The sequence below is a fragment of the Bradyrhizobium sp. USDA 376 genome, assembly GCF_054063675.1.
Window position 1 is genome coordinate 2,521,005 of record NZ_JBSSGN010000001.1, and the last position, 14,433, is coordinate 2,535,437.

Annotated in this window: 11 protein-coding genes and 2 pseudogenes; 8 read left to right on the forward strand and 5 right to left on the reverse strand. The window is 63.9% G+C overall.

The annotated features are described in order from the left end of the window. Window positions 1-24: 24 nt before the first annotated feature. Both ACVJ19_RS11855 and ACVJ19_RS11860 read right to left on the reverse strand, forming a co-directional pair. Window positions 25-2,809 (reverse strand): annotated as a pseudogene (locus ACVJ19_RS11855) (hybrid sensor histidine kinase/response regulator). 380 nt (window positions 2,810-3,189) lie between these two features. Beyond that, entirely contained in the window at window positions 3,190-3,597 is a 408-nt protein-coding gene (locus ACVJ19_RS11860) for a response regulator (RefSeq protein ID WP_453948977.1), read from the reverse strand. 131 nt (window positions 3,598-3,728) lie between these two features. Here ACVJ19_RS11860 and ACVJ19_RS11865 point away from each other — a divergent pair, with 131 nt between their 5' ends. The 5 genes from ACVJ19_RS11865 (at window position 3,729) to ACVJ19_RS11885 (ending at window position 6,696) form a co-directional block, all read left to right on the forward strand. Next, entirely contained in the window at window positions 3,729-4,022 is a 294-nt protein-coding gene (locus tag ACVJ19_RS11865) for a hypothetical protein (RefSeq protein ID WP_453948976.1), read from the forward strand. Between the two features lie 108 nt (window positions 4,023-4,130). After that, window positions 4,131-4,841 (forward strand): Crp/Fnr family transcriptional regulator, encoded by a 711-nt coding sequence (locus ACVJ19_RS11870; RefSeq protein ID WP_453948975.1) that lies wholly within the window; start codon window positions 4,131-4,133, stop codon window positions 4,839-4,841. Between the two features lie 187 nt (window positions 4,842-5,028). Further along, window positions 5,029-5,727, forward strand: coding sequence for a Crp/Fnr family transcriptional regulator (locus tag ACVJ19_RS11875; protein WP_453955107.1), 699 nt, complete (start codon window positions 5,029-5,031; stop codon window positions 5,725-5,727). Between the two features lie 148 nt (window positions 5,728-5,875). Beyond that, complete coding sequence (locus tag ACVJ19_RS11880) at window positions 5,876-6,253, forward strand: Hpt domain-containing protein (RefSeq protein WP_453948974.1); 378 nt, start codon at window positions 5,876-5,878, stop codon at window positions 6,251-6,253. A 194-nt stretch (window positions 6,254-6,447) separates the two neighbouring features. Continuing rightward, window positions 6,448-6,696: a hypothetical protein gene (locus ACVJ19_RS11885; protein ID WP_453948973.1), complete on the forward strand. Its 249-nt coding sequence runs from the start codon at window positions 6,448-6,450 to the stop codon at window positions 6,694-6,696. 57 nt (window positions 6,697-6,753) lie between these two features. On the opposite strand, the gene ACVJ19_RS11890 is transcribed toward ACVJ19_RS11885, so the two are convergent. Beyond that, window positions 6,754-7,377, reverse strand: a complete 624-nt coding sequence (locus ACVJ19_RS11890) for a LuxR C-terminal-related transcriptional regulator (RefSeq protein ID WP_453948972.1) — start codon at window positions 7,375-7,377, stop codon at window positions 6,754-6,756. A 337-nt stretch (window positions 7,378-7,714) separates the two neighbouring features. Here ACVJ19_RS11890 and ACVJ19_RS11895 point away from each other — a divergent pair, with 337 nt between their 5' ends. The 3 genes from ACVJ19_RS11895 to ACVJ19_RS11905 all read left to right on the forward strand — a co-directional run bounded on the left by ACVJ19_RS11895 (window position 7,715) and on the right by ACVJ19_RS11905 (window position 11,157). Continuing rightward, the gene (locus tag ACVJ19_RS11895; RefSeq protein WP_453948971.1) at window positions 7,715-8,878 is read left to right on the forward strand and encodes a hypothetical protein; all 1,164 of its coding nucleotides are present in this window, start codon (window positions 7,715-7,717) and stop codon (window positions 8,876-8,878) included. Between the two features lie 353 nt (window positions 8,879-9,231). After that, window positions 9,232-9,657 carry a hypothetical protein gene (locus ACVJ19_RS11900; RefSeq protein ID WP_453948970.1) on the forward strand — a complete coding sequence of 142 codons (426 nt, stop codon included), beginning with the start codon at window positions 9,232-9,234 and terminating at the stop codon, window positions 9,655-9,657. Window positions 9,658-9,942: 285 nt separating this feature from the next. After that, window positions 9,943-11,157, forward strand: a complete 1,215-nt coding sequence (locus tag ACVJ19_RS11905; protein WP_453948969.1) for an EAL domain-containing protein — start codon at window positions 9,943-9,945, stop codon at window positions 11,155-11,157. An 11-nt stretch (window positions 11,158-11,168) separates the two neighbouring features. On the opposite strand, the gene ACVJ19_RS11910 is transcribed toward ACVJ19_RS11905, so the two are convergent. Continuing rightward, on the reverse strand, window positions 11,169-11,951 hold the full coding sequence (locus ACVJ19_RS11910) for a DMT family transporter (RefSeq protein ID WP_453948968.1): 783 nt from the start codon (window positions 11,949-11,951) through the stop codon (window positions 11,169-11,171). A gap of 79 nt (window positions 11,952-12,030) precedes the next feature. Next, a pseudogene (hsdR, locus tag ACVJ19_RS11915) lies at window positions 12,031-14,325 on the reverse strand (EcoAI/FtnUII family type I restriction enzme subunit R); the annotation flags it as partial. Window positions 14,326-14,433 lie beyond the last annotated feature (108 nt).

A 14,433-nucleotide genomic window follows, 5' to 3' on the forward strand; every position in this document is an offset into this window, starting at 1 on the left:
CGTATCTCCTGATCCCTGTCCTGCTTACGCCGCGGCCCGGCTCAGCTCGGAGGCGCCGGCGGCGCCCGCGGTCTGCTCCTTCAGCGCCGCGATCAGACCGGGACGGTCGAACTTGGCGACATAATCGTGGAAGCCGGCCTGACGGCCGCGCTCGATCGCCGCCGGCGACACCAGCGCCGACAGGCCGATGATCGGCGTCGCGGCGAGGTTGTTGTCGGAGCGGACAACTTCCGCGAACTCGAACCCGTTCATGTCGGGCATCTCGATGTCGGTCAGGATCACGTCGAAGTTTTGCGCGCGCAATGCCGCGAGGCCCTCCTGCGCGGTCGGCGCGGTGCGGACGCGGTAACCGGCCGCCTTCAGCACGGGTGCCAGCATGTTGCGGAAGAAGGCGCTGTCGTCGACCAGGAGCACCGACTGCGAGTGCATCGACGGCTTCATCTCCTTGCGGGTGAACCAGTCGGCGAACGCCATCGGGAGGAAGTGGCCGACGTCGATCACTTCGGTGGCCTGGCCCTTGATCACGGCCGAGCCCAAAATGCCCTGGCTGGAGCCGCCGACCTCGATGTTGAGGCGTTCCTCGACGATGTCGATGATCTCGTCGACGACGAGGCCCATGGAGCGGCCGTCGTCGGCGAACACCAGGATCGGCTGGGCGCCCTGGCTCGCAATGGTGACGCCTTCCATGGCCACCAGCGGCATCAGCTGCTCGCGGTACTGCACCATGTAGCGGCCGTTCGAGAACTCGATCTTGTCGGCGGGCAGCTCCTCGAGGCGGGTGACCAGCCCGAGCGGGACCGCCTTGGGCTGCGACGAGCCGGCGCGGAACACGAGGAGCGACGTGGTCTGCTCGCCCGAGCCGATGTGATGCGCGCCGTTCTCGTCGCCCATGTCATGGGCCGAGGAGCCGGCGGCGCCGAGCGCCTTGGCAATGCCGTTGGGGTCGATGATCATGATGACGGCGCCATCGCCCAAAATGGTGTTGCCGGAGAACATGTCGATGTGACGCAGCTTGGTCGACATCGGCTTGACCACGATTTCTTCGGTGTGGAACACGCCGTCGACGACGATGCCGAAGGTCTGGCTGCCGACCTGGGTGACCACGATAAAACCGTTCTCGGGATCGGAGGCGGCGCCGTCGTCGATCTTGAGCAGCTTCTTCAGGTGGATCAGCGGCAGGAGCTTGTTGCGCAACCTGAGGACGGCGGTGTCCTTGATGCGCTCGATGCGGTGCTCCGAGTTGGCGCGGGCACGGACCAGCTCGACCACCGAGAGCTGCGGGATGGCAAACCGGTCGCCGGCGGCTTCGACGATCAGCGCCGAGACGATGGCGAGGGTCAGCGGGATCTTGATGGTGACGCTTGAGCCTTCACCGGCCACCGACTTGATGTCGATGGTGCCGCCGATCTGGTCGATATTGGTGCGCACCACGTCCATGCCGACGCCGCGCCCCGAGACCGAGGTGATGGCGGCTGCGGTGGAGAAGCCCGGCGCGAAGATGAACTTGTGGATCTGGGCTTCGCTCATCTTCTCGAGCTCGGCCTCGGTGACGAGACCTGAGGAGATGGCCTTGGCCTTGATCCTCTCGGTGTTGAGACCGCGGCCGTTGTCGGCGATGCAGATGATGATGTGGCCGCCCTCGTGATAGGCGGACAGGCGAATGGTGCCCTGCTCGCCCTTGCCGCTGGCCAGGCGCTCGGCGGGGGTCTCGAGGCCATGATCGGCGGAGTTGCGCACCATGTGGGTGAGCGGGTCCTTGATCAGGTCGAGCACCTGGCGGTCGAGCTCGGTGTCGGCGCCGTGCATCTCCAGCTCGATCTGCTTGCCGAGTTCGCTCGAGAGGTCGCGGACGATGCGGGGCAGCTTCTGCCAGGCATTGCCGATCGGCTGCATGCGCGTCTTCATGACGCCTTCCTGCAGCTCGGCGGTGACGTTGGAGAGGCGCTGCAGCGGCACCTTGAACTCGGTGTCCTCGTTGCGCCTTGAGATCTCCAAGCAGCTGGTTGCGGGTCAAGACCAGCTCGGAGACCATGGTCATCAGATGCTCCAGCGTATCCACGTTGACGCGGATCGACTGGTTAGCAATGCGGTCGCCCTCGACGGCGGTCTCGTCGGCCATCGACTTCTTCGGCGCGGCCTTTTCCTTGGCGGGCTTGGCCGCTTCCTTCGCAGCTGGCGCCGGCGCTTCAGCAACGGGCGCGGGCTCGGCTTTGGCAACAGGTACGGGGACCGGCGCTTCGATCGCGGTCTCGCGGAAGGCGCGCTCGAGCTCGTCGAGCGAGACTTCGCCGGGACGCAAGGGGCGCTCCAGCGTCTGATCGATCAGCGAGCCCGTGGTCATCTCTTTTGCGGGTGCAGCGGCAACTGGTGCTTCCGGCACCAGCGGCGGCGCCTCAGCAACGGGAGCCGAGCTGCCTGCGGCCATCGCCGCCATGCCCTGCTCGACCATCGCCTCCAGCTTGTCGATGAGATCGCGGTCGTTGCCTTCGGGCTCGGCTTCGGTTGCCTCTAACCCAGCCAGAATCTCCTTGATGCGGTCGATCGAGGACAGGATCACCGTCACCGCTTCGGCGGTCACCGGCATGCCGTCGCGGAATTTGCCCATCAGCGTCTCGCCGGCATGCGCCAGCGCTTCGAGCCGCGGCAGGCCAAGGAAGCCGCAAGTACCCTTGATGGTGTGGACCAGGCGGAAGATGTTATCCAGGATCTTGGCGTTGTTCGGCTCCTGCTCGAACTTCACCAGCTGATTGTCGACGGTGTCCAGGCTCTCGCTGGTCTCCGTCAAGAACTCCCGCAACAGATCATCCATGGGGTACGCCTTACTGAACTGGACTTCGACGCCTGGACCGCGCCTGGAGTGGGCGGAAGTCTTCGCTTTAGATCGTTAGACAACCCCTTTCACGGTCCCGTTAATTTCATCCTCCGTGCTAATACGGATATTGAAGAGAAGTTTGCGCTTCGATCGGACGCGCCAACGCTTGTCGGCAAGACCGGCGCCGAGCCGTGACGGGAGGAAAACGTTGGGTAAACGTGCCGACAAAGGCGGCACGCTGCGCGCGAAAAAGCTCTGCCCGTGAAGGACGATAGGCACCGCTCGCGTGAGATCGGCGACGGCCGGGAGTGCTCGCGCGATCATCGCTTCGTGCCCTGCCGCGATCGGCAGGATCCGCATTTGTGGTAAAAAAACGCTTACCCTGGCGTCGATGCAACCGGTGCCGCGCTAACCGAGGCGCGCGGCCGAGGCGATAGCGTCGGGACGGTGCTCCGCGAGGCATCGTTGATGGCGGCGAGCAGCGCGTGCGGCGTGAACGGCTTGCGCAGACAGCGTGCCGCGCCGGGCTCGAGCGCCATCCGGAGGAAGTCGGGCGCCGGCGAATTCAGATTTGCGAATGCGCAGCCGGACATCGCGATCAGCGGAATGGCGGGCGCGCGCTCGTGGAAGACCCTGATCGATTCGAAGCCGCGCATGTGCGGCATGAAAATGTCGACGAACATCAGATCGAACTGTTCGTGTTCGAGGGCCCGCAGTCCTGCTTCACCTCCGTCGGCAATCGTCACCCGAAAATGATTTCGCTGGAGGTAGACCTCGATGGCCATGCACACCATCGGGTCGTGGTCGACAACGAGAATATGGCGCAGACTTTCTGTCCCCGTTTGAAATTCCCGTTTCGGCGATTCAACAATTGAACCGTGGGACACGCCGTTCTCCTCTGGTTTGGATCAAAGTATTGACGGTTGCGAACGCCGGTGGCGGAGCCAGGAAAAAGGCAACGACGAACGCGAAATATGTGGCGGCGTCACAGAAGGGCGCGAAGCAATCGCTGACGATTGATATGAGTTGGTGGGCAGGGGAGGATGTGCGGATCGCCCGACGTCTGCCGCCGACCGAAAGCTTCCGGCTCATCAAGGCCCCCTGCCGGTTCTTCCCGACTGGCGACATTGACTGCACGCCAGCCGCGTGCGCGAATCAGCACGCAACTCTTATTTCCGGCCGCAAACACGCCGGCGTGTCTGCCCCCTAACGGGTATATGGACACTTCCACAACCTCTAGAATAGAATTTATCCGCCGTGCAACTGCGTGACAGAAAGGGCGCGGCTCCGATCGTAGCTTGAACGTATGAGATTCTGCATGACCGCGAGCGGCCGCCCGCCCAATCAATTGCTGCAAATGCTCGACGCGGCAGATTTCGACCGGCTGCGCCCGTATCTGGCGACGGTTGAAATGGTCAGGGCATCTGTCCTGGGCGAGGCCGGTACTGCCCTGAGATACGTCTACTTCCCGCACGGCGGTTCCGTGTCGATCTCGGTGAGCTTGTCCGAAGGACAGACGATCGAGGTCGCGATGCTGGGACGCGACAGCGTCGTCGGCGGCGGCGCGGCGCTTGCCGACGGCATCGCACCGGCGGACGCGGTCGTGCTCTTCCCCGGCACGGCTTCCACGCTGGAAATCGCGGCATTCCGGACGATCGCCGCCGCAAGCCTGCCGTTTCGAAGCCTGATGATGCGCCATGAGCAGGTCATGCTTGCGCATGCGCAGCAATCGTTGCTCTGCAACACGCTGCATCCGGTCGAGGCGCGCCTGGCGCGCTGGCTGTTGCGAGCCCACGATCTGTCCGACAGCATAAGCCTGCCGCTGACGCAGGAAGCGCTGGCGCAGATGATGGGCGTGAGGCGCAACGCCATCTCCATGGTCGCGCATGCGCTGCAGCGTGCCGGCATCATTCGCTACACCCGCGGGCAGATCGAAATCATCGATCTGCCCGCGCTGAAAGCGACGTCCTGCGACTGCTATTCGGCGGTCAAGGCGTCGTATTCGCGCCTGCTCGGAGCGCCGCAGTGACGCGAGCCGGCTGCGGCCACCTACATGCCGTGGTGAACACAGCGCCGGGAACGATCACTGCACCCGGACAACTTGTCCCAATTGCCAATATATCCCGACGTGAACATGATGGAACTTACCCGTGCCGGGAGCAATCTTGCTTGCCGCGACTCCTCGATGCGGGAGATGGGAGGCAGCTTTGGAAACGATCGTGCGCCCTTCCAACGGTTTCCTGTCCGCGCTGTCGGCGGACGACTTTGACCTGCTCCGCCCGCACCTGCGCACGATCGAGCTGCCGCACGAGGCCGTGCTGGTCGAGACCGGCGAGACGCTCAAGCGCGCTTACTTTCCCCATCGCGGCGTCATCTCGCTGGTGGTGAAGCTCGCCAAGGGCGAGCATGTGCAGGTCGCCATGATCGGCCGCGACAGCGTGCTCGGCGCGCTCTCGACCATGGGCGATGCATGCGCACTGAATACGGCGATCGTGCTGGTTCCCGGAACCGCATCCGTGATGGATCTCGACCGGCTGCGCTTCGCGGCCGATCAGAGCGGGACCCTGCGCACCTTGCTCACGCGCCACGGGCTGGCGGTCTATGCGCAGGTCCAGCAGACCGCGGGCTGCAACGCCGCCCATCCGGTGGAATCGCGGCTGTCGCGCTGCCTGTTGCACACCCATGATCTGTCCGGCGACTACCGGCTGCTGCTAACCCAGGAGGCGATGGCGCAGATGATCGGCGCGCGGCGCAACAGCGTGTCGCTGGTCGCCAACACCCTGCAGCATGCCAATTTCATCCACTACAGCCGCGGGCACATCCAGATCCTGAACCTGGACGGCCTGCGCCAGACGGCGTGCGAGTGCTACGGCACCGTGAAGACCCAGTACGACCGGCTGCTCGGCCAGCGCTGAGCGGCACGTGGTAAACCTGCGGCTAATGACGGCCAGCAAACACCTTCCGTCCTGCTACCGGAACTGAAATGCAAGTGCCGTAGACACGGAGCGAGCCGCGCGCCGCATGCGCCGCGCGGACCAAACGAACCGTGACCAAGGCGGGACCATGTTTGACGCGACCCTTGCGCCCGCGCAGGGAGCCTTCGATGCCGAGCCTGTGCGCGAGCCGGGCGCGTACGCGGCGCTGGTGCGCGAGATCGGCGAGGACGGCGCCGGCGAAGTGCGCGCCGTATTCTGGAGCGAGACCCGCGCGCGCCTGCAACTGTTCCGCGCGCTCTCGCTGGCGCAGCAGCAGGCCAAGATCGCGCGCGAGGCGCATTCGCTGAAGAGCGCGGCCGGGACGTTCGGCTATGTCAGGCTAGCGGCGCTGGCGCTGCGGCTGGAGAAGACCGCGGAGAGCCTCGGCGAGACCGAATTCCGCGATCTCCTCGACCGGATGGATGCCGCCTACGCCGCCGCGCGCGCACAGGAGCCGCAGACCTAAAGCGCGATGAGATTTGAACGAATCGTCATCGCGCTTCAGGTTGTTGTTTGCGCATGATCTTTCCAGAAAACCGCTTCGCACTTTTCCGGATCATGCTTCAGCGCGGGCTAAACCCGCCGTACTTCTACGGTTGGTGATTTTTAGAGATGGCTAATCATAGGTGGCGATAGTCGCGGGAAACCAGGAGGGTTTCCATGTTCACCTATGAGACTGCGGACCAGAAGGAGGTCCGTCGCTTCCGCATTGCCCAGTTCAACGGTCGGATGGCGACCGTGAAATCCGGCGAGTCGACGGTGACTGGCTTCGTACGCTCGGTGCTGGAGCAGGAATCGAGCACCCCTCCGCGCTGGACCATCACGATCATCCCGAACGCGCCGAAGGAAGAGCTCGAGCCGCTGCGGCCCTCATCGCGCGCGCGTCCCTTCGCTGAAGATTATTTCTGACCGCGATCGGGCTCCGCCGGCCCCCCGCGCCGCCGGCGGCGGCGCAAGACGAGAACCTCAATCGATCGAATGCAGCAGCGCCGCGCGGACGAGATCCGCGGTGTTGCGCGCACCGAGCTTGCGCATCGCCTCGGCGCGATGGCTCTCGAAGGTGCGCGGGCTGATCTGCATCCGAAGCGCACCCTGCTTGTTCGAATACCCCTCGCTAATCAGGCGGAGCACCTCGCGTTCGCGCTTGGTCAACCGTTTCTGGCCCGACAGGCCCAGCAGCTCGGCGCTCGGCAGGCGCTGCGGCTGCGGCGCCCGAGGGGCGCTCAGTTCTGCGTCTTCGATCCGGGACGAAATCGGCGAGGCACCCTTGTGGGGACCGGCAAGCTGTTTGACCAGGCCGCAGACGCGCTCGGTCTGCGTCAGCGCATTCTCCACCACCCGCTGCAGATAGGCACGGTCGGCCGTGACAGGCGCGAGCTGATCGCTGTGATGCTTGATCTCGCCCATATAGAGCAGGAGCGCAGTCAGGGGACCGTTGAGCTCGCGGGCGATGGCGGCCGCCATTTCGTCGGCCGCCCTGGCCCGGGCGGCGTTCAGGCGGACGAAATCGAGCTCTTCAGCTGGAGCGGTGCTGCTTTCGTACCATTCCGACGGCCGCGAATCGGCAGCCGTATCATTCTGTGACCCCATGTGACCTGTTTAGCGGAACCGGGGCCGGTCTGTGGTTAACTTTTTGCTCCGTATGACTACGGTGATTTTGGCAGTTTTGCGCTAAAACGTCGACATCGGCACAATTTATGCTTGCGCGAGGCTTGTCTCGACCATGCAAGGGTTGAGAACTTCGCCCAGATCCCGGGCAAACAGGCCTGAGCCTGCTTAACCGCCGCCCCAGCCGGACGCCCGCCCCCCGGATTTTACGGATTAATTAACGGCGACTTGCTTCTCTAGGTCACGATTGAGAGCGCGCAAATGCCTCCATGCATTGGGCCGGTAGGCCAGCTGGAATCGTTGCGGAAGATTGCGTGCCATGAACGAGATCGATCGGCTGTCGGAATTCCTGCAGAGGCTGACGCCGCTGTCGCGCAGCTGTCTGCTCAGCGAGCTCGAACGCCTCGAGCTGTGCGGCATCGACATGCCCGGCTCGGCCGAGATCCAGGCGCACCTGCGCGCCGAATTTCGCAAGGACGGATCGACCCAGGCGCGCGCCACCAGCCCCTCGCGCTATTTCTTCGCACCGCTCGAGCTGCTGCTGATCGACGGCGCGCCCGAGCACGCCAATGCGGGACGCATCTCGCGCAACACCCTCACCCCGATCTGGGAGTGGATCTGCCGCGACCTGCTGCCGACCATGGCGCGCGACTACATCAAGGCGATCAACGACCAGGTCGCCGCCAACAACCCGAAGGAAGTGCAGAAGATCGCGTCGAGCTTCCAGACCAAGGTCATCAAGGTGCTCGAGAACACCCTCGCATCAGTGGAGAGCACCGAGCTCGCCCGCGGCAAGCTCGCGCAATACACGGCCTCGCGCACCGCCTTCGATGACGTGAGGAAGATGCAGCATGTGCTGCGCGCCGGCAACGCGCTGCCGAAGTTCAACGAAAAGCTGCCCGAGAAGATCGCGAAATTCGACGACGGCCAGGTGGCCCAGATCACCGCTCAGCTCGATGCTTTCAGGAAGTCACATCCCGAGGCGCTGCCCTTTGCGCTGGCGCTGGTGGCGCGGCGGCTGAAGACGCCCTGGCAATTGGTACGCCTCGCCACCAAGGCCGCCGCGACCAAGACCGCGGCCGACGTCGCCGCCACGCCCTATTCCAGCGTCGTGCCCATGGTGCTCGACCGGCTCGACGACAAGCGCCTGGCCTTGCGGATCGCGCTCCGGCACAACCGGGTGCTAGTCGCCCGCGACCTGCTCGCCGAGATCTACGACACCGAATATGCGCTCAAGGTCCGCGTCGACGGCATCGAGGCCAGCGAGTGGGGCATCCGCCTGCAGCAATTGATGGACGCGATCGCAGCGCTGGTGTCCGCCGAGGTGAGCCGCTTCCCGTCCAATGTCGGCCACATCCTCGGCTCGCGCCGGCTGCGCAGCCACGACACGCTCGGCGGCAAGCTCTCCTACCTCGCCTGGAAGGGCCGTGACGCCGTGCAGGACGGCGCGGCCGCGTTTCGGAAATTGATCGGGCAGAGCTAGTGCTCATCCGGCCGCAAAGGGCCGTTGCGCAGCGCGGCTAACGCGACAGGCACAGGAAGCGATCCATAAATCGCCCCGACAGCACGAACCTGAACCACCAATACATCATTCGCCGCATCGACATAGCTGCAATCCTAAACACAGCCCACCACCGGCTGAGCGGAGCAATAGCGCAGGTGCGGCAATCCACATGTGATGTGCTTCACATTTGCGCCGTCGCGCCCGCGCGCATTGTCGCAGAACCGTCACGAGCGATGGCGGAACATGCGCGCATCGCGCGAATATGAATTCTCCCGCCGCATGCCTCGCTTCTATGCTCCGGTCCATCGCACGAGCATGGGAAGGAAGCCACGATGATATCGAACCGACGGGCATTGACGATGGCCGCCCTGCTGACGGTCGCGCTGACGCTGACATCGACGACGATGGCGCAGACCTCGCCGCCGCAGGGCGATGCGGCGCCCACCGCTGATAACGCGGTGCTGCTCACCATCTTCTTCAAGCACGACCAGTCGCGCCCGCTGAGCGAATTGAATGCGCAGCTCGACAAGCAGGGCTTCCGCAAGGCGTTTCCGCCGCCCGGCATCGAGGTCGTGAGCTGGTACGTGATGATGGGCATCGGCCAGGTCGTCACGCTGCGCCTGCCGGCCTCGCGGCTGCGCGAGATCAACCGCGTCGTCGAGGACACCGCGTGGGGTCCCTACCGCACCGAGTTCTATCCGACCTACGACTACAAGGCGGTTGGGATGGCTCAACACGACAAGGCCACCGGCAACTGATACCGCCGTTATTCAATTGGGCGAAACGCGAACGGCTTCGTCCTATTGCAGGACACCGACTTCGCGCGAGCAACTGGCCGCGTCGTTCGAGATTCTTCCGCGATGACGGTGTCACGCGGCCGTCATGTGCGGTGAGACGTAAAAACTTCTCCAACGAGATCCGGACAATTTTAGTCGTGGTGCGCGCTTTAACGTTACCCAGATAATTCAACAATCGGCTGAAGCTCTCCATATTTGAAACTGCTCCCGTCGCTAACACCTGTCGCGGAACGGGAGTGGCTTGAGATGAACGATGAGATTGTTGAGCTCGCCGGACGAAGGCGCAAAACCTTCGGCCGGCGAAAGATGACGCCGCGCGCTTGCGTCGCCGACGGCAAGCGCCATCTGCGCGCCTTCCTCGCTGAAGTGCTGGAGGACCTTGGCTTCGTCACCAGCGAATGCGCCAGCGCGGAGGAGCTGCAAACGATCCTCACGAGTGAATTGCCGGACCTGATCCTGCTCGGCATCTCCGCCGACGGCATCGAGCCCGGGAAATTCCTGGAGACGCTGGTGCGCGAGGCCTTCGACGGCAAGGTTCTCGCCGTCGGCGCCCGCGAGTCGATCATCGTCAGGGCCGTGCAGCAGGTCGGCGAGGAATATGGCCTTGCGATGCTGCCGCCGCTGACCACGCCCTTTGCCGCGGAGACGCTGCGCGAGCGCGTCGCGATGCTGCTGCCGGAGGAGCCGGCGCCGAGCCCGGCCGTGCATGTCGGCGAGGCCCTGCATGCCGGCTGGCTCGAGCTCTGGTACCAGCCCAAGATCGACGCGAGGACGCTGATCCGCAGCGGCGCCGAAGCGCTGGTGCGGATGCGGCATCCGACCTGGGGCGTGGTGCCGCCCGCCTATTTCATTCCCGAAGCGGACGATCCGCATCTGCGCAGCCTTTCGGAATTCGTGATCGAGCGCGCCGTCCAGGACTGGCACTATCTGCTGGAGCGGCAAGGCCCGGTCGATCTTTCGATCAACCTGCCGGCCTCCTACCTGAAGGAGCCGCAGGCCGTGCGCGATCTCTGCCGCCGTGTGCCGACGCATCCGGCCTTCGGCGGACTGACGATCGAGATCGACAGCGAGGAGGCGATCCGCGACCTCGATCTCCTCGTCGAGGTCGCCCGCGAGGTGCGCCTGCACAATATCGGCCTGTCGATCGCCAATCTCGGCGCCAACTGGCCCTCGCTGATGGACCTCGGCAAGATCCCCTTCATCAAGCTGCAGGCCGACCGGCACTTCGTCACCGGCAGCGGCGATGATCGGCTGAAGCGCACGGTGTGCCGCCACATCGTCGAGCTTGCACAAGGCTACGGCGTCGGCGCCATCGCCGAAGGTGTCGAGAGCCGCGCCGATCTCGTCGCCGCCAACGAGCTCGGCTTCGACCTCGTGCAGGGTTTTCTGTTCGGCAAGCCGATGCCGCTGAAGAAGTTCGCGAAGAGTGCGCTGGCACGGACGGTGATGGGACAGGCCTGAGGCTTTCAGCCTCAGGCGAACCGCCGCGCGAAGAAGACGCAGACGACCACGAGCGCGGTCGCGGCGATCATGCTCCAGGCGACCGGCTCGTGCAGCAGGAAGCCGGCGAGCGCGAGGCCGAAGAACGGCTGCAGCTGCTGCAGCTGGCCGACGCGGGCGATGCCGCCAATGGCAAGCCCGCGGTACCAGAAGATGAAGCCGACGAACATGCTGAAGATCGAGACGTAGGCGAGCCCGATCCAGGCGGGCGCATCAATGCCGCTCCATGCCGGCGGCCAGGTCAGGGCCACGACCGGCACCATCAGCGGCAGCGCCAGCAGCAGCGCCCATGAGATCACCTGCCAGCCGCCGAGACGGCGCGACAGCGCGGCGCCCTCGGCATAGCCGAGCCCGCACAGCACGATCGCCGCGACCATCAGGAGATCACCGGTGAGCGAGGCGGAGCCGTCGCTGGAGAGGGCGAAGCCGGCCACCGTGGCGCTGCCGAGGATCGCGAACAGCCAGAACAGCGGCCTTGGCCGCTCGCCGCCGCGCAGCACGGCGAAGACGGCGGTCGACAGCGGCAACAGGCCGATGAACACGATCGAATGCGCGGAGGTGATGTGCTGGAGCGCGAGCGCCGTCAGCAAGGGAAAGCCGACCACGACACCGATCGAGACGATGGCGAGCGAGGCGAGATCACGCCGCTCCGGCCGCGCCTGACGAAGCAGGCCGAGCACGGCCGCACCGATCAGCGCGGCAATGACCGCGCGCGCCGAGGTCAGGAACAGCGCGGAGAAGCCGCCGACGGCCACGCGCGTCGCCGGCAGCGAGCCGCTGAAGATAATGACGCCGAGAAGCCCGTTGCCGAAAACTCTCGGCTATGTGAGCCCTGAGCACGCCTTCGTCGGCGTATTTCACCAACAACGCGTCGAGCACCGCACGGGCCTGCCCACCATACTTGCTGAACACATCGCGCTTCTTGACATTATCGGCCCGCTCTCGCCGCGTCAGCGGTTTCCTGTCGAAGGCGATATGGCAGATCAGATCAAAGGGATCCAGGTTCTTGCCGAGCTCGTCGGCGACGATATCGAGCGCGAGACCCCCAGCTTCCAGCTCCTCGATGATCGCTTGCTTGCGCTCGGCCGCTTTCCAGCGCTTGAGAAAATCGTCGAGACTTGCGAAGCGCCTCTTCAGAGCCGCCTTGGTGAAATCGCGCAGCGATTCGGTGACAAGCTTGCCGTTTTCGTCGAGATACTCGACGCGCTCAGCCAAAATGCGAGCGCCAACGCCATCGACATAGATTTTTTGCGCGCGATCACCGGGCACAACACGCAAGGCTGGCTGATCAATAATGGTCTCTTCGCCGCCATCCGACCGGTAGGATGACTGGTCATTGTCTTCGATGTCGTCATCATCGGGCGGCGCAATTGGGTCGCCTTCACCCGGCTCATAGATTTGCACTGGCTCGCCGTCGAAATCGGGGTCGGCGAAATGATCGGTCGCGCCGCGAAAATCAATCAGCGTGAAATAGAACTTCTTGGTATCCTCGTGGACGCGGGTGCCGCGCCCGACGATCTGCTTGAACTCGGTCATTGAACCCACGGCGCGGTCGAGCACAATCAGGCGGCAGGTCTGGGCATCGACGCCTGTCGAGAGAAGCCGCGAGGTTGTGACCAGCACCGGATATCTCGATTCAGGATCGATGAAATTACCGAGCTGATCCTGCCCCTCCTTGTCGCTTCCAGTGATGCGCATGACGTAGCGTTGATTTTCGGCAACCAGATCAGCATTCTCGTTGACGAGCGCCTGCCGCATCCGCGCTGCGTGTTCCTCATCTACGCAGAATACGATGGTCTTCTGGAAGCGGTCACCGCTTTCCTTCAGAAACTCCGTTACCTTTTTTGCTGTCAGCAGGGTGCGGTCGTCGAGCACGATCTTCCGGTCGAAATCCCTGGCATTGTAGATGCGGTCCTCGACCTCGTTGCCGTCACGGTCGAGCTGTCCAAGCTCGGGCCGGTAACCTTCCACGTCGCGATCGATGTGAACCTTGATGACCTTGTAGGGCGCAAGAAAACCGTCGCTGATGCCCTGCTTCAGCGAATAGGTGAACACCGGAGCGCCGAAATAGTCCGTGTTGGAGATGTACGCCGTTTCTTTCGGCGTTGCGGTAAGCCCGATCTGCGTGGCGCCTGAGAAATGGTCGAGGATTTCGCGCCAGGCTGAGTCTTCGGCCGCGCTGCCGCGATGGCATTCGTCGATCACGATCAGATCGAAGAACCCGGGCGAAAACTCGCGGTAGATCTTCTGGCGCTCCTCCGGTCCGGTGATCGCCTGATAGAGCCCGAGATAGATCTCGAATGCGGTGTCGATTCGCCGCTTCTTGTCGAGCGCAAGCGTCAGATCTTCCTTCGTGCCGTCCTGCTTCTCGATGGTCTTGGCGTTGGTCGAAAGTTTCGCCATCGCCGGGCCAAAGGGCCGGAAATCATTCACCATCGTCTGGTCGATCAGCACATTGCGATCGGCAAGGAAGAGGATGCGCTTCTTGCGGCCAGCCTTCCAAAGACGCCAGATGATCTGAAACGCCGTGTAGGTCTTGCCGGTGCCGGTCGCCATGACCAGCAGCACGCGGTCGCGGCCCTTGGCGATCGCTTCGATCGCGGCGTTGACGGCGTTGACCTGGTAATAGCGTGGCGTCTTGCCGCTGCCGTCGTCGAAGTAGTCCTGAAGCACGATCTGTTCGGCTTCCGCGTCGAGGCCCTTCCAGGCGCGATAGCGCGCCCACAAATCGGCGGGCGACGGGAAAGCCTCAAGGGCGATATTCGCCTCGACCGGGGTGCTCAGGCCAGTCCGGTCGTGGAAGACAAAGCCATCGCCGTTCGAGGAAAACACGAAGGGAATATCCAGGGTCGCCGCGTAGTCGAGGCCCTGCTGGATACCGTGGCCGATACTATGATTGTTGTCCTTGGCCTCGATGAGCGCGATCGGGATGTTCGGCTTGAAATAGAGAATATAGTCCGCACGCTTGGCCCGTCCGCGCGTGACCAGCTTGCCACGCACGATAATCCGGCCTTTGGTGAAGCTGACCTCCTCACGGATTTGCAGCATCTCATCCCAGCCGGCCTCACGGAGGGCGGGCGTGATGAACTTGGTGCAAATATCGCGTTCGCTTAGCCCCCGCTTGTCCATTCCCGTGGCGGATCCCCCATCGCGTACGGCATTCCAAGCGCTGCGTGCGAGGAGATGCCCTATATATCAGCGATTGTAGCCGCGAACCTGACTGACATCCAGCGGCGC